Raw genomic sequence first — 22,665 nt, 5'->3', positions numbered from 1 at the left:
TGCGTTGTTTTTTTAAGAATATGGGTTTTTCATTAATTGAACCCAAGGTTTGCGTTGTAATATATAGCATTGCTATAGCATTAACTTATGAATGTATCACTGATGTATCACTGATGTGTGACTGGTGCGCTATTGATATAGCACAGATATAATACAGATATAATACAGATATAATACAGATATAATACAGATATAATACAGATATAATACAGATATAATACAGATATAATACAGATATAATACAGATATAATACAGATATAATACTGATACAGTACTGATATAGTACTGATATAGTACTGATATAGTACTGATATAGTACTGATATAGTACTGATATAGTACTGATATAGTACTGATATAGTACTGATATAGTACTGATAATCTATTTTAGATTAAGGGTGGAAATAAGTAAATATTTACAATTCATAATGGGATTCTGATTGTTTTATTGAAATTTATTGTTATGAGAAACGGGTTTATTTAAAAAAAACTTCGCCCCTCAGTATCTCAGTACCTTAGTACCTTATTATATTTGTACTTCCAAAAAAAGATTTAATTATGACTTTAATAAAATCCATCTCAGGAATCCGCGGAACCATCGGCGGAAAAGTGGGAGATAACCTTACGCCGGTTGATGCGGTGAAATTCGCTTCAGCTTACGGAACCTTTTTAAAACAAAATATAAAGAAAGATAAGTTAACGGTTGTAATCGGTCGCGATGCCCGTATTTCAGGACCGATGATCCACAATCTGGTGGTAAATACACTTGTCGGACTGGGAATTGATGTAATCGACTTAGGTCTGTCAACAACACCAACTGTTGAAGTTGCAGTGCCTCTGGAGCAAGCAGATGGCGGAATTATTCTGACCGCTTCTCACAATCCGAAACAATGGAATGCCTTGAAGTTATTGAATGCAAAAGGCGAATTTTTAAACGGTGCCGATGGCGCTAAAATTCTTGAAATCGCCGAAGCAGAAGCTTTTGATTTTTCGGATGTTGACAATTTAGGAGAAGTAACCGAAAATGGTGCTTACATGGACATTCACATCGATGAGGTATTGAATTTGCCTTTGGTGGACGCTGATGCGGTTGCGAAGAGAAAATTCAAAGTGGTTGTTGACGGAGTGAATTCTTCGGGCGGAATCATCATCCCGAAATTATTAGAGCAAATGGGCGTGGAAGTGGTAAAACTTTACTGCGAACCAAACGGACATTTCCCTCACAATCCGGAGCCTTTAAAAGAACATTTAGGAGATATCTGTAAATTGGTTGTGGAAGAAAAAGCTGATTTCGGAATTGTTGTTGATCCGGACGTAGACCGTTTGGCATTTATTTCCAATGACGGAGAAATGTTTGGTGAAGAATATACTTTGGTAGCCGTTGCCGATTATGTGTTGAGCAAAACGCCTGGAAATACGGTGTCCAACATGTCGTCTTCCCGTGCTTTACGAGATATCACAGAAAAACACAACGGAAGTTATCAGGCAAGCGCAGTAGGAGAGGTGAATGTGGTGGAATTAATGAAATCAACCAATGCAATCATCGGCGGTGAAGGAAATGGCGGAATCATTTATCCGGAGAGTCATTACGGACGAGATAGTTTGGTAGGAGTGGCGTTGTTCCTGACGCATTTATCGAATATGGACATGACAGTGGCTGAATTGAGAGCATCATATCCACAGTATTTCATGAGTAAGAACAAAATCGAACTTACGCCGCAAATCGATGTGGATGCCGTTTTGAAAACTATGACGGAGAAATACGCTTCTGAAAATATTTCCACAATCGACGGAGTGAAAATCGATTTCCCAACTGAGTGGGTACACTTGAGAAAATCAAATACGGAGCCGATTATCCGAATTTATACTGAAGCTCCAACACAAGCAGAGGCCGATGTTTTAGCGGAACGTTTTGTTAGTGAACTGAAACAGATTGCCGGAATATAAAAAAAACAAACCCTGAGTTCTGGCTCAGGGTTATTTTTTTAATCTATTTCTTAGCTCGGGGATCATCTGCCGGATATACATAAGTAATTCCCCATGGACCCATTCCATGAATCTGTACGATGGTTTCGCCTTTGGTAAACGCATAGTGAACAGTACCCACTTTCATTACGGCAAATCCGCCAACAGGAATTGATGTTGCTGATTTTTCATCATAAGTCGCACCCAAGCCCATATTTAAAGCGCCTTTGATCACTGTAACGTGTTCGTCAGCGGGATGAGTATGTGGTTTGATTTTGTAATTAGCAGGCATTTTTACTCGGATGGTAAACATTCCGGCGGCGGCAGGATCACCTTCCAAAACCGTAACCTGACTTCCAGGTGGTAAACCCGAAGGTCCGTCAACCCATTTAATGTCTTTCGGGAGTACCATAATATGGCCTTCGTCATGATGGACCTGTGCCTGAATATTCATTACTACGCTGCAGATACAAAACAATATCAAAGCAGCAATTGTTTTTGTCGTTTTCATTATTCCATTTTTAGTTTTAAGAGCTTCGTTCTTTTTCTACAATTGATATAACTTTCAGCATTCTGAAGGCAAGAAACGGTTAAAGAAAATGGGGATTGGTAATGAATTCAACTTGTTGATATAGTTGATTTTGCAATCAATAAAGTTAAGCATAAAACTTTAGTAATGGTGTTAACTAAGTCTTATGATTTTTTTCCTCCGGATTTCTTTTTGTTAATAGGTTGAAGAAGATTTTTAGCGGCATTTGTAAAATCAGACGGAATCAATACAATCGTGGTAGTGTTGTTATCGATACCGATTTCGGACAGCATCTGCATTCTTCGCAACTCAAGCGCCATCGGACTTTCTTCCATTTTTAGAGCGCCTTGTGTTAATTTAATAGAGGCTTCTAGTTCCGCTTCGGCTTTTACGATGCGGGCTCTTTTTTCTCGTATGGCTTCAGCTTCACGGGCCATGGCTCTTTGCATACCTTCAGGGATTTCAACATCTTTCATTTCGACCATTTCAATTTTGATGCCCCAAGGTTCTGTGGCGGTATCAACAATTCGCTGAAGGGTTCCGTTTATTTTCTCTCTTTCTCTTAATACTTCATCCAACGAATGTTGTCCGATAATGTTTCGCAAGGCCGTTACTGAAAACTGATACACCGCTTTGTTATAGTCCGCCACTTTAATGATGGCAGCTTCCGGGTTGGTAATCTTAAACCATAGTACCGCATTAACTTTAATGGTAACACTGTCTTTTGTAATGGTTTCCTGTTGTTCAAGATCTACGGTCTTGGTTCGGATGTCTACTTTTTGCTGGCGGTCAATTAATGGAATGATCCAATACAATCCGGGACCTTTTACGGCATGGAACCGTCCGAGCCTGAAAACTACTCCGCGTTGGTATTCCTGTGCTATGCGAAACCCGGAAAGAAGAATCACAATGATAATTCCGATGATTTGAATTGCTGTCATATTTTTTGAGTTATTATTGAACTGTTTTCAATTCTTTGTGTTTGATTTTTAGTAAGGAATTCTTGTATAAATTTACGATTAATGTTGGCATAAATGAATTCTTTTTTGAAGAAATTAAGCAAACAATAAGTTGTAAATGAATTACTTGTGTCTGCTGGTGTGTGACTGATTTCAAGACCTGATGGTGTCATTTTTAAATCTGTAAAATCAATTTTGCAGAGGGTGGATTTAATGATTGTAATTTGTATTTTTGAAAACCATTAATACGCAAAGCATGAAAATCGTTATTTCTCCGGCTAAATCATTGGATTTTGAAAAAGAATTACCAACTGCGCAGCACAGCGAATTCTCCTTTCCGAAGGAAGCCAATTCGGTGCATAAGGTGCTGAAGAAAAAGAAACCGAAACAGCTGATGGAATTAATGGATATTTCTGATAAGTTAGCTGATCTGAACTGGCAGCGCAATCAGGAGTGGGCGACACCTTTTACCCCTGAGAATGCCCGCCCTGCGGTTTATGCCTTTAACGGCGATGTTTACCATGGTTTGGATGTTTATAATCTGCCTGTTGAAAAATTAGACGTTTTGCAGGACAAACTTCGCATCCTTTCAGGATTGTACGGACTTTTGAAACCTTTGGATCTGATTCAGCCGTACCGGCTTGAAATGGGTACCTCATTGCCAATCGGGAAGAACAAAAACCTTTACGAATTTTGGAAAACGAAAATCACCAAAGAACTGAACAAGGAACTTAAAAAAGGTGATTTGTTCCTGAACCTTGCCAGTAACGAATATTTCTCGGCCGTTGATGCAAAAGCTTTGAAAGTACCCGTTATTACTCCGGAGTTTAAAGATTATAAAGACGGAAAGCTGAAAATGATAAGTTTCTTTGCTAAAAAAGCCAGAGGAATGATGGTGCGCTACATTATCGATACAAATGCAGAAACCCTTCAGGACTTGAAAGGATTCAATTATGAAGGGTATAAGTTTGATGAAAATCTAAGTAAAGGTAATACGCTGGTATTTACTCGATAATTATCCTAAATGTAAATATTCTTCATAGTCGCGGAATGTTTCTCGTGTCATTTTACGTTGATCTCTCGCAATTTCACGCAGTGCTTCCACACCTTTGCGCGCACAACGTTTCACTCTTGCCAATCTTGATGAGAATTCCATAAGCTTACTTGCATCGGAAGGAGGAAGTTTTTCACGAAGTTCGTTTACAAACTCAGAAAATTCACTCATAACATAACTGTTTTCTTCATACTCTGCTTGTAAGTCTACTAAAAACTCATCAATTTCCTTTTCGATGTCGTGACAATTATGTTCACTTTTCGTTAAAAATTCCTTTAGAATTCGTCGGTCCCCGTTTGTAAAAATGCCCATGGTGAAGAAGTTTTGGTTAATAATGAGTAACTATCTATGTATCAATCAAATGTATTTTAATTTTAGGTTAAATTATAATCATTTTTTCTAAAATCGACTAAGTGAAAAAAAACACGACCAAACGAAATTTTAATAAAAAAACTCTGAATATCAACTATTCAGAGCTTCTTAAAAAATCAAATAACTATGTTTAAATTAATGAACATTCGACATATCTACTTTTCCGCTTCCTCTCTTGATTAACAGCATAAAAGGGATACAGATAAGGAACATAATTCCCAAATACAAAAAGACATCCATATAGGATAATACGGTGCTTTGTTTCATAACCGACATTTCAAGTGCTTTATGTGCTTTATCCAAAGCTTCACTCGCACTGAAACCTTTCGACATGAAACTCATTTGCAGCTGATGGATTCTTTGCTGTACTTCAAACTTTGTAGCATCCAGGTGTGCGATCAGATTTACACGGTGTTCTTGTGTGAATCTGGAAATGAAGGTTGTGATGATGGCAATTCCGAAGGAACCTCCCAATTGCCGCATCATCCCTGTAAAAGCAGCACCTTCACCAATCTGTCTTCCGCTTAGAGTGGATAATGCTAAAGTCGTAATCGGTACGAATAATAATCCCAAACCTATACCGCGAAGAATTAAAGGCCAGAACATGTATTCCCCGCCGGTATCCGGAGTCATAATGCTGTGCATCCAAAAAGTAAATCCGAAGAACACTGCGAAACCAATCGAAACCATGTATGCCTGAGGAACGCCGCGTTGGATCAACTTACCGATAAAAGGCATCATGATACCTGTCATTATCGAACTCGGAATTAACAATAAACCGGCATCCAAAGCGGTCCAGCCTAATATCGACTGCGTATAGATCGGGATAATAAAAGTAGAACCATATAATCCGAAACCTAAAATAAAACACATTATGGTTCCGATACGCAGATTTTGATCCTGCAAAACCCGAAGGTTGACAATCGGATACTTATAAGTCAGCTGACGCCAGATAAAGAACACCAATCCAAATAAGGAAATCAATGTTAGAATGATAATGGTTGTGTTTTCAAACCAGTCGTCCTGCTGTCCGTGTTCGAGAACGAACTGCAGCGATCCGATGAATGAGGCCAGAAATACGATTCCCCACCAATCTACCTGATTTGCTTTTAGTTTTTCTCCGTATTTCGGACTTTTAACAAAAGAAAGCGTCAAAATCGTCGCTATAATCCCTAACGGAATGTTGATGTAGAAAATATAAGGCCATGAAAAATTATGTACCAGATATCCACCAAGAGGCGGACCTAAAGTTGGTCCCACAATTACACCCATTCCGTAAATCGCCTGCGCCATTCCGCGTTTTGCTGTCGGATAACTTTCGGTAATGATGGTTTGTGCCGTTACCAAAAGTGCACCACCACCCATTCCCTGAATGAAACGGAAAAAAACCAGCTCCCATATGTTGGATGCATTTCCGCAAAGGAAAGAGGAAACGGTAAAGATGATGATGGAAGCGGCAAAGTAATTTCTTCTTCCGAATTGCTGGGATAGCCAGCTGGTCATCGGGATGATGATTACGTTGGCAATCGCATAAGCGGTAATTACCCAGGCAACATCAGTTAAAGTTGCTCCCAAACTTCCGCGCATGTCATTCAGCGCTACGTTTACGATAGTAGTATCGACAATCTCCAACAGTGCACAAAGAACTGCTGTGATTGTTATAATGACTCTGCGAAAGCCATATTCTACTAAATCATCAGGTTGAGTTGTTGCCATATTATTTTACGTGAACGTCCACTTCCACGTTCATTCCGGGACGTAGTAATTTTATTTTTTCTGCATCGTTGTTTGCCGATAATTTTATTTTTACCGGTAAGCGCTGAATTGTTTTAACGAAGTTACCCGTAGCATTATCAGGAGGCAGGATTGAGAAACGTGATCCTGTTGCCGGCGAAAACGAGTTTACCTCCCCGTCAAATTCGGTTCCGGGATAAGCGTCTACTTTAAGTGTAACTTTTTGTCCGATGCGCATTTTGTTCAATTGGGTTTCTTTAAAATTGGCAATTACCCAAGTATCTTTATTGTTTACTATATAAAACAACGACTGACCCGGCTGAATCATTTGTCCGGCCTGAACATCCACGCTTGAAACCTGACCGTCCACAGAAGCTGTAATTACGGTATAACTCAAATTAAGTTCCGCGGCATCCAATACCGACTGTGCGCGTTTTACGTTTGCGGCTGCCACTCCGGTCTGTTTGTTGGCAACATTCGTTTTGGAAACAACTGCCTCACGTTGATGTGCGCTGGCATTTCGTTGTTGTTGTAAGATTTCAACCTGTTTTTCAGCTTCCTGTTTCGCTGCTAACGCCTGCTCGTATTGTTGTTTTGTAATGGAATGATTTTTATAAAGATTAGAATAACGTTCAAAATCGTTTGAAGCTCTTCCTGCCCGGATTTTTGCCGCTTCAATGCTTCCCGAATTGGATTGGATCGTTGCATCAGAAATGGAAATGTTTGCTGCTGCTGCTCCAACATCGGCTTTTGAAACTTCCAGAGAGGTTTCGGCTACGGTCAAAGCGGCTTTAGCTTCTTCCACTTTAACCAAGAAGTCTTTGTTGTCGATCACTAAAAGCGTATCACCTTTTTTAACGAAATCATTGTCTTTGATATACACTTTTGACACATAACCCGCCACACGAGGGATGATCGGGTTCATATTCTGTTCAATTTGAGCGTCATCGGTTTCTTCGTGTGCCTGTCCGTGCATGTATTTGAACGTGCCGTAAACGCCTCCAAGAATTACTAATGCGCTGATTATGATGATGAATTTTTTATTTGCTGGTTTCTTTTCCATGTTGAATAAATGGGATTAGTTTTTGATAGTTGATGAGGTGATTAATTTTCCGGAAGCTGCCAGAACTTCATAGTATTTTTCGATGATATCCGCTTTAGAGGAAGATTCATTGATTTTGGACAGTAATTGCTGTACATCCGCTTCTAATAATTCGTCGGTGTCGGACAGACCATTATCGTGTTTGTCTTTTACGATTCTGAAATTTTCTGCAGCCTGAACCACGGCTTCTTTGTAAACGATATTCTGTTTTTGCGCCAAAAGGTAATTTTCGTAGGCCTGTTGTATCTGCATTTTAGCCTGGTCTGTCATTATATCCATGGTCTGTTCCGTTTCTTTTGCTCTGCTTTTTGCAGCTTTAACATCTTTTCCGTTTTTGAAAACAGAACTCAGGTCATAGGAAAGTCCGACACCAAAATTCATGGCATTGGTCACCGTTACCAGGTTTTGCAAATCAAAACCAATATAACCGCCCATTAAAGTTAAAGCAGGGTAGTAGTTGCCTTTTGCGACTTTCACATTGGTTTCGGCTGCTTTATGTTGCATACGAATGGCATTTAAATCGTTTCTGCCGGAAATATCATTAGAAGGTGAGGCAAAAGATGATTCTTGTTTAAAAATGTCAGAATCGGGATTTATTTGCGTACCTTCCGGTAATTGCAAAAGCGTTACCAGTTGAAAATTTACCGTCTTGATGTTTTTCTTAGCTTCTTCCAATGCAATTTGATAATTAGAAACCTGTAATTGAGATCTAAGTAAATCATTTCGGGCTATGAGTCCGTTTTCCTCCATCGCTTTGAAATCTTTTACGCGCACTTCAGCTCTTTTAATATTTTCCTGAATCAGTTTTTCATTTTCCTGCGCCTTGTACAGGGCCACGTAAAGTTTTACTACTTCCAGTGCGATTTGCTCTTTGCTGCTTTTGGCGTAGAATTGTTCTGCTTCATATAAACTTTGTGATGCTTTAATGCTGTTTTGGATCTTAAATCCTGCAAATACCGGAACGGTAGCCATAGCATTGCCCAGAATTAGCTGGTGCACTTTAGGTGTTTCTCCGCCTTGGGAGCTGTTTCCAATTTTAACATCTACATCCGCATTAGTCAGTCGTTGGAATTGACCGTTGATTTTAGCATCAGGGTATTGCTTGTTTTTAACGGTCTGCATTTCGAATTCTTTTGTGGCTACCTTGGTATCCGCCAATTTGGCTTCGTGACTTTGCGTAGCCGCCAGTTGAATTGCTTCTTCGAGTGTGATTTTTTTCTCCTGCGCTTTTACGGAGAAAACTCCAAATAGTAAAAAGAGGCCCAGTTTTAGGGAATTACTTTTCATAGGTTAGTAGGGCTTTAATTGTTTTTTGAATGTGACTGGTTAATTGGCTACTGATGTAGTTATCGTAATCTTCCTGAGTGTTCAGATTAAACAGATCAGAATAAAAAGGTTTGTTCATGTGAAAATGAAAATACGTTCCCATGATCGTTGGGGGAATCAAAGTAACGTTGATGTCTTTTCCGAAAAAACCTTTTATCTGACCTTCTTCGATAATATTTTTCAGGACCTGAAGATTATACTTTTTTACCTCGTTAAAAGCCTCGCAATTGATCTCTCTTTTTTTGCTAGCGATTTCAGAATGAATGATCTGATACATGCCTCGGTTTTTGTTGATGCGTTTGATGTATAACTCAACCAGTCGGTCAATTTTTTCAAGAGGAGATACATTCTCTTTAAAGATGTTTTCCATTTCCAGTTTCAGATCGGAAATGCGGTAGAGGATAAGTGCCTCAAGCAACTTTTCCTTCGAACCGAAATAATACGAAATCATGGCGATGTTTATGTCGGCCTCTTTCGCGATATCACGAACGGAAGTTCCGTCAAAACCATCTTCCGAAAACAGCTTTTCCGCTACGTGTAAAATCTCAATTTGTTTATCATTAAAATCGGTCATTTTATTTTGATTTTAAATTCGGATACAAAATTAAACACTTGTTTAAATTAAACGTTTGTTTAAATTGTTTTTAACTTTTTTTTAACAGTGACGTTTTATGATTTTTTTCTTGCTGGTCCGGTGGAGTAGGTGAGTGAAAAACAGATGATAATATAGGTTGCTTATATCTTTTTTTGTTTACTTTTATCGAAGCGAAATTTGCCCACTTAAATAGGAAGGCAGCAAACGAAAAACCACTTTTTAAGACCTTAAAAAGTGGTTTTTTTGTGCATAAATAAAATCTATAGTTGTTGTTTAAATTATTAAAAACCAGTATTTTAATTGTGTTTGATTAAATAAAATGTTTAATATAATTCCGAATGCTGTTTATTTCGTTGTTTTTGAGGTAATTTACGAACGAGCTTCCGATAATTGCTCCTTTTTGGTGCTTTGTTGCCTCTTGAAATGTTGTTTTATTTGAGATGCCGAAACCAACAATTTGCGGGTTTTTAAGCTCCGTTTTTGCTATTCTTTCGAAGTAGTTTTGCTGCATTTCTCCGAACGAATTTTGACTGCCTGTTGTACTTGAACTGCTTACCATATAGATAAAACTATCGGAGAAATTATCAATTTTCTGTATGCGCTCTTCCGAAGTTTGCGGCGTAATCAAGAAGATATTTTTGAGATTATTTTGTCTGAAAATTGATGAAAAATCAGCTTCAAAAACGGCCATCGGAAGATCCGGAATGATGAGTCCGTCGATACCTATTTCGGCACATTTTTGACAAAATTCAGCTACTCCATATTGCAAAATCGGGTTAAAATAGCCCATAATCAAGAGCGGAATTTTTACTGTTTTTCGGATGTTTTTGAGCTGTTCAAAAAGCAATTTTGTGGTCATTCCGTTCGCTAAAGCTATGGTTGAACTCTCCTGAATAGTTGGTCCGTCAGCCATCGGATCGCTAAAAGGAAGACCGATTTCGATCATATCCACACCGCTTTTTTCGAGCTCTTCAATGATGGAAACTGTGTCGTTGAGGTTGGGAAATCCTGCTGTGAAATAGATGGAAAGAAGCTTTTTTTCTTCCTGTAATTTGCTGTTTATTCTGTTCATTTTTATTCGAGTTTCAAAGTTTCAAAGTTTCAAAATAATCGTATTACGGATAAATTTTAATTTTGCTTACTGCTTACTGCTTACTGCTTACTGCTTACTGCTTACTGCTTACTGCTTACTGCTTACTGCTTACTGCTTAAAATAGTCGATATAAGTGTTCAGATCTTTGTCACCACGACCTGATAAATTGATCACAACTACATCATTTTTCTTAAATTTTCGAGTTTCCAATACTGCTAAAGCATGCGAACTTTCGATGGCCGGAATAATACCTTCTGTTTTACATAAATTCAGTCCGGCCGTCATAGCCTGATCGTCCGTAATTGCAACAAAATCAGCTCGTTTACTTCTGTGTAAATGCGCGTGCAACGGACCGACACCCGGATAATCCAAACCAGCGGAAATTGAGTAGGGTTCTGTAATTTGTCCGTCTTCTGACTGCATTAAAAGCGTTTTGCTCCCGTGAATAATCCCAATCTTTCCCAAGACAGATGTAGCGGCACTTTCACCCGAATCAACGCCTTTTCCGGCTGCTTCCACGGCAATCAGTTTCACATTTTCATCGTTTAAAAAGTGGTAAAAAGCCCCGGCCGCATTGCTTCCGCCGCCTACACAGGCAATCACATAATCCGGGGTTTCACGGCCTTCTTTTTTTACTAATTGGGTTTTAATTTCCTCGGAGATAATACTTTGGAATTTCGCCACCATATCCGGATAAGGATGCGGGCCAACTACCGATCCGATGATGTAAAAGGTATCTATCGGGTTGTTGATCCAATCCCTAATCGCTTCATTGGTAGCATCTTTCAACGTTTTGGAGCCGGATTTGGCCGGACGAACTTCTGCTCCGAGCATTTTCATTCGTGCAACATTCGGAGCCTGTCGCTGAATATCGATTTCGCCCATATAAACGATACACGCCAAACCCATTAAAGCACAGACAGTTGCGGTAGCGACTCCGTGTTGTCCTGCTCCGGTTTCGGCGATAATTCTGCTTTTTCCAAGACGTTTGGCTAATAAAATCTGACCAATAGTATTGTTGATTTTATGGGCACCTGTATGGCAGAGATCTTCCCTTTTTAAATAGATTTTAGTGTTGTACTTTGTGGATAAACGTTCTGCGAAATATAGCGGAGTCGGCCTTCCGACGTAGTCTTTCAGGAGTTGCTGGAACTCGTTTTGAAATTCATCGGTTTGTATGATTTTCAGATAGTTTTGGCGTAATTCTTCCACATTCGGGTAGAGCATTTCCGGGATGAAAGCACCGCCGAATTCGCCGTAAAATCCGTTTTCGTTAACTTGATATTTCATGTGTTTGAGATTTAAAGATTGAAAAATTGAATGATTAAAAGATTTTGATTGAGCAGAATTTAATTTTTGGAATTTTGTGATTGGAATTTGGAATTTAACTTCTCAATCAATTTTTTACACTCGGTAATGTTCTTCAGTCCGGGTTCGATTTCGAATTTGCTGTTTACGTCTATAGCATGTATCGGTAAATTCAATTGCTTTATTTTGTTAATCTCTTGTAAACCAATGCCTCCACTTAAAAAGAATGGCTTTTTGGAAGAATAGTTTTTTAAAATTTCCCAATTGAAAGTAGTTCCGTTGCCGCCTGGATTTTGTCCTTTGGTATCGAAAAGGAAGTAATCGCAAACGTTTTCGTAGGGTGCAAGTGATTCAAAATCAAATGTATCATCGACTGAAAACACCTTGATGACTTTAATGTCCATCCGTTGGAATAATCTGCAGAATTCCGGTGTTTCATTGCCGTGCAACTGAATGACCTGCAAATTGAATTGGTATATTTTTTTTTGAATATCATCTAAATACGCATCTACAAAGACTCCAACTTTTTGTGTTGATTTTGGTACTATCGGAATCACACCATTGAAAAAACGCGGCGATTTTTCGTAGAAGATAAATCCCATATAATCAGGTTGTAATTGCGCTATTTCCTGAATGTTTTCTTTGTGTTTCAAACCGCAGATTTTCAGTTTCATATATGAAATTTATTTTTTAGTAGTTATATATGTTATCGCCTTTCATTTATTGATGTTTGTTTGTAGCAAAATAGTTTTAGTGGCGATTTCATGATTTCTTGAGTATTGAGTTGATAAATTTTGCTGCCGATTGACCCGGATTTTCGGTTTTCATAAAGTTTTCACCGATCAAAAATCCCTGGTAACCAAAGGATTGTAATTCGGTTATGTCTTTTGGTGTTCTGATGCCACTTTCGGAAACCTTTACGAATTCGTTCGGAATATGAGAAGCTATTTGTTTACTGTAATCAAGATTTACTTCGAAGGTTTTTAAATTACGATTGTTCACACCGATCATGTCCAGACTTGGCATAATAGCTTTGTCCAATTCTTCTTTATTATGAACTTCCAATAAGACTTCCAATCCTAAAGAATGTGTGAATTCGGAAAGTTGTTTGATTTCCTGGCGGGTTAAAATGGCGGCAATCAGTAAGATAACATCAGCTCCGTGGGCTTTTGCTTCCAGAATTTGGTATTCGTCGATGATGAATTCTTTTCGGAGCAAAGGAATGTTTACAGAAGCTTTGGCCAACAACAAATCATCCAATGAACCTCCGAAATATTTACCATCCGTCAAAACAGAAATACCAGAAACTCCTGCGTTTTGGTAGCTAATTGTTACTTCTTCCACAGAAAAATCGTTATTAATCACGGATTTTGAAGGAGAACGTCGTTTGTACTCGGCGATGATTCCCACCAAATTGTTTCGTAAATTCTTGCTGAGTGAATAGGTGCGGCTTCCGAAAAGTGCTGTGTTTTCAAGTTGTGATATAGGAATTAATCTCTTTTTGAGTTCAACTTCTCTTTTTTTATCGATTATTATTTTATCTAAAATTGTCATTTTTTTATTTTTTTGAGTTAAAAGGGAAAAGGGAAGAAGTTGGATTTACGAGCTACATTACTTATCCCTTGTAACTTTGTTAATTTTTGTAGTGCTTTTCCACTTAATAAACTTTCTTTAGCCATTTCAAATCCGTCTGTAACCGAACAGTTTTTTACCGTTGCAATAGCCATTCCGGCGTTGGCAAAAACGACGTTATTCTGTGATTCCGTCCCGTTTCCTTTTAAGATGTTCAGGAAGATTTCTGCGGATTTTTCAACGGTGATTCCCCCTAAAATTTCGGTTTCGTTTACTTTTTTTACTTTAAAATCCTCCGGTTTTAGAATTTGCTCATAGTTTTTGGAAATGATCTTGGTATTCCCGGTCAATGAGATTTCGTCATAGCCGTCTAAACTGTGCAGAATCGTGAAATTCGTTTCGGTATTCTGATACAGATAGGCATACATTCGCGCCAGTTCCAGGCTGAAAACACCTACCAACTGATGTTTCGGAAAACTCGGATTTACCATCGGTCCCAACATATTAAAGAAGGTTTTTACCGCCAGTTCTTTTCGGATCGGAGCAACATTTTTCATAGCTGGGTGGAAGAGTGGCGCATGCAAGACGCAAATTCCTGCTTCCTCAATTGATCTTTTCAAAAATTCTTCTTCATTACTGAATCGTATGCCTAGAGTTTCCATCACATTACTCGAACCCGAAATCGAGGAAACGCCGTAATTTCCGTGTTTTGCCACTTGAATCCCTGCTCCGGCAGCTACAAAAGAAGCCAAAGTCGAAATGTTGAAAGTGTCCTTTCCATCACCGCCGGTTCCGCATAAATCTATGGTTTGATAATCGGATAAATCAATGGCTATGCATAGTTCCAATAGGGCTTCCCGAAAACCGGCAAGTTCTTCAATGGTAATGTTTCGCATCATAAATACGGTGAGGAAACTTGCAATCTGACTTGGATTGTAAAGTCCGTTGGAAATGTTTTTCAATATCGATTTGGCTTCCTCTTTGGTAAGCGTTTCGTGTCGGATCAATCGGTTTAATATTGTTTTCATAATGTCTGAATTAGAGATGAGTTGTGCCGGGTCTTAAGTTTTTTCGACTTAAAACCGATTTAGATTTTCGATAAAAGAGTTGTTAATTAGCTATTTACCCAGTTTTCCAGGATTTTCTTTCCGTCGGGTGTAAGAACGCTTTCCGGGTGGTATTGAACGCCACGAACATCATAGGTTTTATGTCGGAGTGACATGATTTCGCCGTTTTCATCAATGGAAGTGATTTCCAATGTATCCGGAAAATCATTTGTATTTACTACCCAGGAATGGTAGCGTCCGACTTCAATTTCACCATCCAAACCTTTAAAAAGAACATCATCCGGAACAGTGATTTTGACTTTTGTTGCCACACCGTGATAGACTTTTTCAAGATTAGTCAGACTTCCGCCAAAAACTTCTCCAATCGCCTGCTGGCCAAGACAAACACCAAGAATACTTTTAGTGGGAGCATAGGTTTTGATCACTTCTTTCAGTAATCCGGCTTCATCGGGAATTCCCGGTCCGGGAGAAAGCAGGATTTTATCGAAGTCCTTAAGTTCATCAATGTAAAATTCATCGTTGCGGTAAACGGTTACTTCGCAATTCAAATCTTCAAGATAATGAACCAAATTGTAAGTGAAACTATCGTAATTGTCTATGACTACTATCTTTTTCATGGTTTTGATTTTAAATTGTTTCGGCTAAATCTAATGCTTTGTTTAACGCTCCTAATTTATTGTATACTTCCTGTAATTCGTTTTCTTCGCTGGAATTGACCGTAATTCCGGCTCCTGCCTGATAATACAACTGATGATTTTTACTCAAAAAGGTACGGATCATAATGGCGTGGTTAAAATTACCATCAAAATCCATAAATCCAATGGCGCCTCCGTAGAAATTTCGGTTAGTGTTTTCAATGGATTCAATCAATTGCATTGCCTTATGTTTCGGTGCTCCCGACAAAGTTCCGGCCGGAAAGGTACTGGCAACAACCTCCATGGTAGCAGCGCTTGAATGCATTTTTCCTGTTACTTTTGAAACCAAATGAATGACGTGTGAGAAAAACTGAACTTCTCTGTATTTTTCGACTTTCACTTCATTGGAGTTCCGACTCAAATCATTTCTGGCCAAATCCACTAACATCACATGTTCACTGTTTTCTTTCTGATCTTCAGCTAATTGTTTGGCTAAAACGGCGTCCTTCTCATCGTTTCCGGTACGTCTGAATGTTCCTGCAATAGGATGAATTTCGGCTTTTCCATTTCTGATTACCAGTTGTGCTTCAGGCGAAGAACCCATTATTTTGAAATTCCCGTAATCAAAAAAGAACAGGTAAGGAGAAGGATTAATGCTTCGTAAAGCTCTGTAAACATTGAATTCATCACCTTTGAATCCTTGTGAAAATCTTCGGGATAAAACCATCTGAAACACATCGCCACGATGACAGTGCTTTTTTGCTAAAGTAACATTGGCTTTAAAATCATCGTCGGATAAATTGGAAACCGAAGTACCTTCTTTTGAAAACGAATAGGAAGCAAAGTTTTTCGACTGAATCACCTGTTCGATTTCGGCAATATTGTTTTGATTGTCAGTGCTGTGGCAGAAAATATGAGCTTCATTTTTGAAATGATTGATAGCGATAATGTTCTGATAAACAGCATAAAAAATATCGGGAATCTTTAAATCATCGGTTCTCTTTTCAATAGTCACTTTTTCAAAATAGCGAACGGAATCATAAGCGATATAACCAAATAACCCGTTGTTGATGAATTTAAACTCATGTTTTTCCGACTCAAATTGCGACGAAAATTCATAAATACAATCGGATACATACTTTTTATTTTCAACTGCTTTATTGGTTGAAGTTCCGTCAGGAAGCGTAGCGGTAATGATTTCATTTTCCACTTTTATACTTGCAATTGGGTTGCAGCAGATGTATGAAAAACTGTTTTCATTTCCGCGATAATCACTGCTTTCCAGCAAAAGACTGTTCGGGAATTTGTCGCGGATTTTCAGATAAATGCTCACCGGTGTAATAGTGTCGGCAAGGATTTGTTTGTAATGTGTATGTAATTTATATTTTCTCATGATGCTTAAATTTTGGAAATAAAAAAAGGCTTGTCGTGATTGACAAGCCTTTATATCTATTTTGGTTTTAAAAATACAGATAGGAGGATTCGCTCACGATTTTCGACGTAAGTTGTTCCACCACCAAGTATTGTTTAAAATGTTGTTCATTTTGATTTTTGTATGGCACAAAGTTATAGAATTGTTTTTGGGTTACACAAGTTTTTTTTAAAATAAATTTTCACTCTCAAATCTGTATTTTTGATTTTTTATATAAAAATGATAAATAATTATTGTTTTATGATAATTAATTATTAATTTCGTTCTATAGAATTTTAAATTTAAATCATGAAATTAGTACGGATTATATCGACAATCTTATTTTATCTGTCCAGAGTATTGGCAGTCGCTTATATTTTAACGGCGCTTCATTTGTTCTTTTCGGTCGTTTTTAAATTACCAACATTTGAGCTGACCGAGAACAATCGTTTTGTAATTCAATATCCATTTACTGAAAAAAGTTTTTTGCTAGGCAGCGAATATTCTTTTGCTTATGTAGCGGAAATGGTTTTAATAGTAGGGTTTTACGGCTTGTTTTTCTGGCTTTTGGGGAGTGTTTTTAAAACGTTCAGACAAACACCTTTATTTACTAAAAACGGAATCTGGAATCTGACCGCCTTCTGTATTGTTAATTTAGTAGTGTCACCTGTGCTGTTTGGTTTTTTAAGTATTTTTTCGGTCGAGGATATGCCCTTTTTTCCCATGATTGTTGCACATGCAATCATTGGGGTATTTGCCTATTTCCTAATGGCAATTTTCAAAGAAGGTGTCGGGTTGCAAAACGAACAGGATTTATATATTTAGAACCATGCCAATTATCGTAAATGTTGATGTAATGCTGGCCAAGCGCAAAATGCAGTCAAAAGAATTGGCGGAAATTCTGGGTATTACCCCGGCCAATCTGTCAATTCTCAAAACGGGCAAAGCCAAAGGTATCCGGTTTGAAACGCTCGAGGCGATTTGTAAAGCTTTGGATTGTCAGCCGGGAGACATTTTAGAATACATCAGCGAGTAAATACCATTTCAGTTAAATAAAATAGTATCGGTTTTTTGACCGACAGGGATTTTTTTGCCCAAATTTTTTCAAACGGAATTCTCAAAATTCAATCAATAATCATCAATAATCATAAAAATCAATCAAAAATGAACAGTTTAATTATTCAAAATCTCCAAAAAACGTATGAGAACGGAGTAAAAGCGATCGATGGTATTTCGCTTGAAATTAACAATGGAATGTTCGGCTTGTTAGGACCAAACGGAGCCGGAAAATCGTCACTGATGCGAACAATTGCGGGGCTACAGCAACCAGATAATGGCAGCATTGAATTCAATGGGAAAAATATTCTGGAAAACCCGAACCACATTCGTCAGCACTTAGGCTATCTGCCGCAGGAGTTTGGCGTTTACCCTAAAATTTCAGCATATCAATTGCTGGAGCATGTAGCTGTCCTTAAAGGAATTGTTAGTAAAAAAGAACGTCATGAGCAGATCCTTTTCTTATTGAATCAAACCAATCTGCTGCCCCACAAAGACAAAGCGGTGCATTCGTTTTCCGGGGGAATGCGTCAACGTTTCGGAATTGCCCAGGCGCTTTTAGGTAATCCGAAGATCATTATTGTAGACGAACCTACAGCGGGTTTGGATCCCGAAGAACGCAATCGTTTCAATAATTTGTTAAGTGAAATCGGAGAAGATAAAATAGTAATTTTTTCAACACATATTGTTGACGATGTGCGCGATTTATGTACCAGGATGGCAATCCTGATTAATGGTCAGATTGTGTTGGAAGGCAATCCGTTTGAGGCAATTCAGACTTTGGAAGGAAAGATCTGGTCACGAAACATCAAGAAATCGGAACTCGAAACATTTAAAGCAGAACACAATGTGATTTCGACACGATTATATGCAGGTAAAATGCGCGTCAATGTTTATTCCGATCTTCCATTGAACCATAATTTTACTCCGATAAGACCGGAACTGGAAGACGTTTATTTCTCAGAGTTATTTGCTAATCACTCAAAAAAGAAAAGCCATGTTTAAGAAGTTATTGCAGTTCGAATGGCATTGCCACACGCGAACCCTTTTATTTTATGCAACGTTGGTTTCGCTTTTTTTGTTGGGATTTATGGTGACGAAAGGTAATTTTTCATTTGCCAATACGAATCACAATTCGCCTTATATCATCAGTTATCTTATTGGCATGATGTCGCTGATCCTTATTTTTTCAATGACGGTTTTGGTCGCACAAACGCAGTTGAAAGACTCAGAAACCAAGTTTGATTCTATTGTTTATGCTACACCGGTATCGAAATTTATGTACCTATCGGCTCGTTTTTCAGTCATTTATGCGATTAGTTTCTTATCGTTTCTGATGCTTGTTTTAGGGGTTCTCATAGGACATCTTTTTCCTTCAGAAGTACAACAGATGGGGCCTTTTTCAATAGTAAATTATATTGTTCCGACCTTGCTGTTTGTTGTCCCAAACGTGTTTTTGATTGCCTCAATACTGATGGCTTTAGCCTGGCTTACAAGAAGTAAACTCATGATTTATGTTGGCGGACTTTTTATTTACATTTTGTATGTGATGGGTTCGGTTTTTTCTAATTCGCCCATTTTTGCAGGAGCTTCACCGGCCACTCCCGAAGCGATGAGCCTAATGGCAAAACTCGATCCTTTTGGTTTGGCAGCTTTTTTTGAACAGACCCGTTATTGGACTGTTTTTCAGAAGAATGATCAACTGTTTTCCCTGAGTGGTAACTTTTTGTTTAACCGAAGTCTGTGGATGGGAATTTCGCTGATTATCATGTCTGTTTCTTATCGGTTGTTTTCCTTCCGAAATCTGAGGGAGAAGCCAGGCAAATCAACTTCTAAAAATCAAAAAGAAATTTGGGTGCCGGGTGTGTTCCTTTCTGCAAACGTCGAATTTCAAACGTTCAGACATAATTTTGAAGTACTGAAGAGTTTTGTCATTATCGATTTACGCCAGATTATAAAAGGCATTCCGTTTGTGTTGATCGTCATTATGTTGACGGGATTGCTGGCTGTCGAAATATCTGATGAAATTGACGGCGGGAGACGTATGGCCGAAAGCATTGCCACAACCGGATTAATGATTACGACTTTAATGGACCGATCGCCAATTATCCTGATTCTCATTATGCTTTTCTATAGTAGCGAATTATTATGGCGAAGTGAGTCCGTTCGGTTTTCGCAATTGGAAAATGTTACGCCTCACTATCCGATTATGACATTTTTCTCGAAATGGATTACTTTATCGATTGTACCTTTTCTATTAATTTTACTGGGAATTTGTATTGGCGTTTCATTTCAGTTACTAAAAGGAAATGCACCTGTTGAAATCACCTTGTATTTGTCGTTGTTCTATTTTTTGGGATTGCCGATGGTGTTAATTGCGGTATTGGTTTTATCGGTGCAAACAATGATTCAAAGCAGGTATGTTGGTTTGGTAATAGCTTCAATTACAATAATCTTAGTATCGACTAGTATTGGGCAGATGGTTGGTGTGACGTATCCGTTATTCCGTTTTGCCGATACTTTGAAAGTGGAATATTTCGATATGAACGGTTTCGGGCAATACACTTTTTCGTTTCTTATTAAAATCCTCTATGCAACCGGTTTGTCTTTGGTTTTACTCTTTTTGAGCAGCATTTTTTGGAAGCGAAACGGATCGATAAGAACCGTTTTTAAAAATCAGCAGATAACATTTTTTCAAAAAACGGTTTTGATTACGGGAAGTTTGCTGCTGATGGGTTTTGGAAGTTATACCTTTTATGAAATCAACATCAAAAATCGATATCTAACTGCGAACGAGCAATTCGACTGGCAGCAGCACTACGAAGAAAAGTATCGCCCATTTCAGAATTTTGATCAGCCGACCATCACTTCAGTAAAAACAAAGGTTGATTTGTTTCCATCAGAAAATCGTTATGAAGTAAAAGGAACGTATCAGCTGATAAACAATTCCGACAAACCCATTGACAGCCTTCTTTTGTATGTAGATGAAAATATTCAGTTGCAATCCGTTGCCATTGAACGGGCAAAAAGAATTACCACTGATGCAGAATACGGTCATTTTTGGTACAGAATGACATCACCTTTGCGACCAAAAGAACGTATCGCAATGACTTTTTCCTTTGTTTCTTCATGGTCATCATTTACAGGGCATACAGGATTCAATTCTATTATTGACAATGGTTCCTTTATGCGTATCAGCAGGTATTATCCGGGTTTTGGTTATCAGTCGGGTAATGAGATAACCAATTCCAAAGAACGGAAATCGCGAAAAATGAAGGCTGAAACTCCAATCCGTAAATTAGAAGACCAAGAAATCCAGCCGTATGATTTTATTGATTTGGAAGTCGTTGTTTCCACATCAAAGGACCAGAAGGCCATTGGGGTAGGCGACTTGGTTAAAGAGTGGGAATCGAATGGCAGAAATTATTTTCAATACAAAACCAGCGGTAAAATTCCTTTTCGTTTTGCGTTTTCATCTGCTCGATATGAGGTGAAAAAAGAACAGTATAAAGGAATTTCTATTGAAGTGTATTACGATAAACGTCATAGTAGGAATATCAATGAACTGATTTCAGCTACAAAGAGAACTCTGGATTATTGCCAGATGAATTTCGGACCTTATCCGTATAAAACGATTCGTTATGCGGAAATTTCAGCTTTCGCGGAAGGTTTTGCGGCTACCGCTTACCCATCCACATTATACATGAAAGAGAATTTTGGGTTTTATAGTGATATTACAAAAGGCGATAAGGAAGACGTTATCAATCAGTTGGCCGGTCACGAACTTTCACATCAGTGGTGGGGGAACGGTCAGTTCAATCCGGAAGAAAAGGAAGGTGGTTGGATTTTAACGGAGACTTTGGCACAATACACCGAAATCATGCTTTATGAAAGACGTCACGGCTGGGATCGCGCTTTGGAAACGTTACGAATGCACCAGGATTTGTATTTGAGCAGTAGAAGTTTTGAAACTGAAATGTCATTATACAAAACGCACTATGACACGCCACATTTGCCTTATAATAAAGGAGCTGTGGTTATGCATCAGTTACGAATGTTAATCGGGGAAACCAATATAAACAAGGCTTTGCGAAGTTTGATGACGAAATATGCATTTCCGAATAAACCAGCCGATACCCGTGATTTTCTGAATGAAATTTATAAAGTTTCCCCTTCGGACTTACACGGAAAAATTGATGAATTATTCAAGCAGATTGTCACTTATTCGGCTAAAGTAGATTCCGTTTCATCCAAAAAAGCGGCTAACGGGAAATATGAGGTAATTTTTGAGATCAGCACTAAAAAATTCCGGGAAGACGGTAAAGGAAAGCAAACTTTTATCCCAAATGACAGTACTATAGATATCGGAATTTATGATATAAACGGAAAGTTGCATATTCAAAGTTATCCGATACAAAACAATAAAGTAAATGGTAAAATGACGCTTTCAGTCGAACCGGAATTACTCGAAATCGATCCTAATCTGAAAATTATGGATACTTTTTTGGAGGATAATTCAAAAGAAATTTCAAAAAAAGAATAAAATTTTCCAAATTATTGAAATTGCATAAAAACCTTTATTTTTAAGGCGTTTCATGATTAAAAACGAGTGTTTTTGCTTGTTTTTTGATGAAAAATCAGTGATTAAGAAAAAAAATAATTTGGAGCGTATTAAAAAAATAACATAAGTTTGCACTGTTGTAAAAATATATAACAAAATGAAAAACCAAGTTTTAAATATGATGATGTGTATGTGCTGCTCAGACAATGAGGAGGGCTTTGCTATTCGTTAATATTTAAAATCATAAATATTCAGCAAAAACTCCTCAAGCAATTGGGGAGTTTTTTTTTTTGCAAAATTTTATAAAATAGAAAATAGAAAATAGA

At 38.1% G+C, this 22,665-nt stretch carries 20 protein-coding genes; 6 read left to right on the top strand and 14 right to left on the bottom strand.

Going from position 1 to position 22,665, the window contains the following annotated elements; genetic code table 11:
* Positions 1 to 558 precede the first annotated feature (558 nt).
* A complete protein-coding gene (glmM, locus tag AC3E9U_RS02470; protein ID WP_488745321.1) occupies positions 559 to 1,947 on the top strand; it encodes a phosphoglucosamine mutase in 1,389 nt (462 codons plus the stop codon).
* A 43-nt stretch (positions 1,948 to 1,990) separates the two neighbouring features.
* Here the strand turns inward: glmM and AC3E9U_RS02465 are convergent, their stop codons facing one another.
* The gene (locus AC3E9U_RS02465; RefSeq protein WP_488745320.1) at positions 1,991 to 2,476 is read right to left on the bottom strand and encodes a cupin domain-containing protein; all 486 of its coding nucleotides are present in this window, start codon (positions 2,474 to 2,476) and stop codon (positions 1,991 to 1,993) included.
* 182 nt (positions 2,477 to 2,658) lie between these two features.
* On the bottom strand, positions 2,659 to 3,435 hold the full coding sequence (locus tag AC3E9U_RS02460) for a slipin family protein (protein ID WP_488745319.1): 777 nt from the start codon (positions 3,433 to 3,435) through the stop codon (positions 2,659 to 2,661).
* A gap of 274 nt (positions 3,436 to 3,709) precedes the next feature.
* Between AC3E9U_RS02460 and yaaA the strand changes: the two genes are divergently transcribed.
* Positions 3,710 to 4,468 (top strand): peroxide stress protein YaaA, encoded by a 759-nt coding sequence (yaaA, locus tag AC3E9U_RS02455; protein ID WP_488745318.1) that lies wholly within the window; start codon positions 3,710 to 3,712, stop codon positions 4,466 to 4,468.
* Here yaaA and AC3E9U_RS02450 read toward each other — a convergent pair whose 3' ends face one another.
* The 12 genes from AC3E9U_RS02450 to AC3E9U_RS02395 form a co-directional block, all read right to left on the bottom strand.
* Positions 4,469 to 4,819 carry a hypothetical protein gene (locus AC3E9U_RS02450; RefSeq protein WP_488745317.1) on the bottom strand — a complete coding sequence of 117 codons (351 nt, stop codon included), beginning with the start codon at positions 4,817 to 4,819 and terminating at the stop codon, positions 4,469 to 4,471. It abuts the gene before it with no gap.
* A 195-nt stretch (positions 4,820 to 5,014) separates the two neighbouring features.
* Entirely contained in the window at positions 5,015 to 6,595 is a 1,581-nt protein-coding gene (locus tag AC3E9U_RS02445; protein WP_488745316.1) for an MDR family MFS transporter, read from the bottom strand.
* Position 6,596: 1 nt separating this feature from the next.
* On the bottom strand, positions 6,597 to 7,676 hold the full coding sequence (locus AC3E9U_RS02440) for an HlyD family secretion protein (RefSeq protein ID WP_488745315.1): 1,080 nt from the start codon (positions 7,674 to 7,676) through the stop codon (positions 6,597 to 6,599).
* A 15-nt stretch (positions 7,677 to 7,691) separates the two neighbouring features.
* Positions 7,692 to 9,002, bottom strand: coding sequence for a TolC family protein (locus tag AC3E9U_RS02435; protein WP_488745314.1), 1,311 nt, complete (start codon positions 9,000 to 9,002; stop codon positions 7,692 to 7,694).
* The gene (locus AC3E9U_RS02430; RefSeq protein ID WP_488745313.1) at positions 8,992 to 9,615 is read right to left on the bottom strand and encodes a TetR/AcrR family transcriptional regulator; all 624 of its coding nucleotides are present in this window, start codon (positions 9,613 to 9,615) and stop codon (positions 8,992 to 8,994) included. The genes AC3E9U_RS02435 and AC3E9U_RS02430 overlap by 11 nt, the downstream gene beginning before the upstream one ends.
* 331 nt (positions 9,616 to 9,946) lie before the next feature.
* Positions 9,947 to 10,708, bottom strand: coding sequence for a tryptophan synthase subunit alpha (gene trpA / locus AC3E9U_RS02425; protein ID WP_488745312.1), 762 nt, complete (start codon positions 10,706 to 10,708; stop codon positions 9,947 to 9,949).
* Positions 10,709 to 10,837: 129 nt separating this feature from the next.
* On the bottom strand, positions 10,838 to 12,019 hold the full coding sequence (gene trpB / locus AC3E9U_RS02420) for a tryptophan synthase subunit beta (protein ID WP_488745311.1): 1,182 nt from the start codon (positions 12,017 to 12,019) through the stop codon (positions 10,838 to 10,840).
* Positions 12,020 to 12,078: 59 nt separating this feature from the next.
* Entirely contained in the window at positions 12,079 to 12,711 is a 633-nt protein-coding gene (locus tag AC3E9U_RS02415; protein ID WP_488745310.1) for a phosphoribosylanthranilate isomerase, read from the bottom strand.
* 88 nt (positions 12,712 to 12,799) lie between these two features.
* Positions 12,800 to 13,591 carry an indole-3-glycerol phosphate synthase TrpC gene (gene trpC, locus AC3E9U_RS02410; protein ID WP_488745309.1) on the bottom strand — a complete coding sequence of 264 codons (792 nt, stop codon included), beginning with the start codon at positions 13,589 to 13,591 and terminating at the stop codon, positions 12,800 to 12,802.
* 17 nt (positions 13,592 to 13,608) lie between these two features.
* Positions 13,609 to 14,637 carry an anthranilate phosphoribosyltransferase gene (gene trpD, locus AC3E9U_RS02405; RefSeq protein WP_488745308.1) on the bottom strand — a complete coding sequence of 343 codons (1,029 nt, stop codon included), beginning with the start codon at positions 14,635 to 14,637 and terminating at the stop codon, positions 13,609 to 13,611.
* A gap of 86 nt (positions 14,638 to 14,723) precedes the next feature.
* Positions 14,724 to 15,293: an anthranilate synthase component II gene (locus AC3E9U_RS02400; protein WP_488745307.1), complete on the bottom strand. Its 570-nt coding sequence runs from the start codon at positions 15,291 to 15,293 to the stop codon at positions 14,724 to 14,726.
* 10 nt (positions 15,294 to 15,303) lie between these two features.
* Positions 15,304 to 16,704 (bottom strand): anthranilate synthase component I family protein, encoded by a 1,401-nt coding sequence (locus AC3E9U_RS02395; RefSeq protein ID WP_488745306.1) that lies wholly within the window; start codon positions 16,702 to 16,704, stop codon positions 15,304 to 15,306.
* A 327-nt stretch (positions 16,705 to 17,031) separates the two neighbouring features.
* On the opposite strand from AC3E9U_RS02395, the gene AC3E9U_RS02390 reads away from it, so the two are divergent.
* From AC3E9U_RS02390 to AC3E9U_RS02375, 4 genes are all read left to right on the top strand, one after another.
* Positions 17,032 to 17,547: a DUF2975 domain-containing protein gene (locus tag AC3E9U_RS02390; protein WP_488745305.1), complete on the top strand. Its 516-nt coding sequence runs from the start codon at positions 17,032 to 17,034 to the stop codon at positions 17,545 to 17,547.
* 4 nt (positions 17,548 to 17,551) lie between these two features.
* Positions 17,552 to 17,758: a helix-turn-helix domain-containing protein gene (locus AC3E9U_RS02385; protein WP_488745304.1), complete on the top strand. Its 207-nt coding sequence runs from the start codon at positions 17,552 to 17,554 to the stop codon at positions 17,756 to 17,758.
* 128 nt (positions 17,759 to 17,886) lie between these two features.
* The gene (locus AC3E9U_RS02380) at positions 17,887 to 18,783 is read left to right on the top strand and encodes an ABC transporter ATP-binding protein (protein ID WP_488745303.1); all 897 of its coding nucleotides are present in this window, start codon (positions 17,887 to 17,889) and stop codon (positions 18,781 to 18,783) included.
* Positions 18,776 to 22,321: a M1 family aminopeptidase gene (locus tag AC3E9U_RS02375; protein WP_488745302.1), complete on the top strand. Its 3,546-nt coding sequence runs from the start codon at positions 18,776 to 18,778 to the stop codon at positions 22,319 to 22,321. The genes AC3E9U_RS02380 and AC3E9U_RS02375 overlap by 8 nt, the downstream gene beginning before the upstream one ends.
* The last annotated feature ends 344 nt before the right edge of the window (positions 22,322 to 22,665 follow it).

The organism is Flavobacterium sp. 21.1 (genome assembly GCF_057801535.1).
The sequence above is the reverse complement of the archived record's forward strand: the minus strand, read 5'-3'. Positions and strand labels throughout refer to the sequence as shown.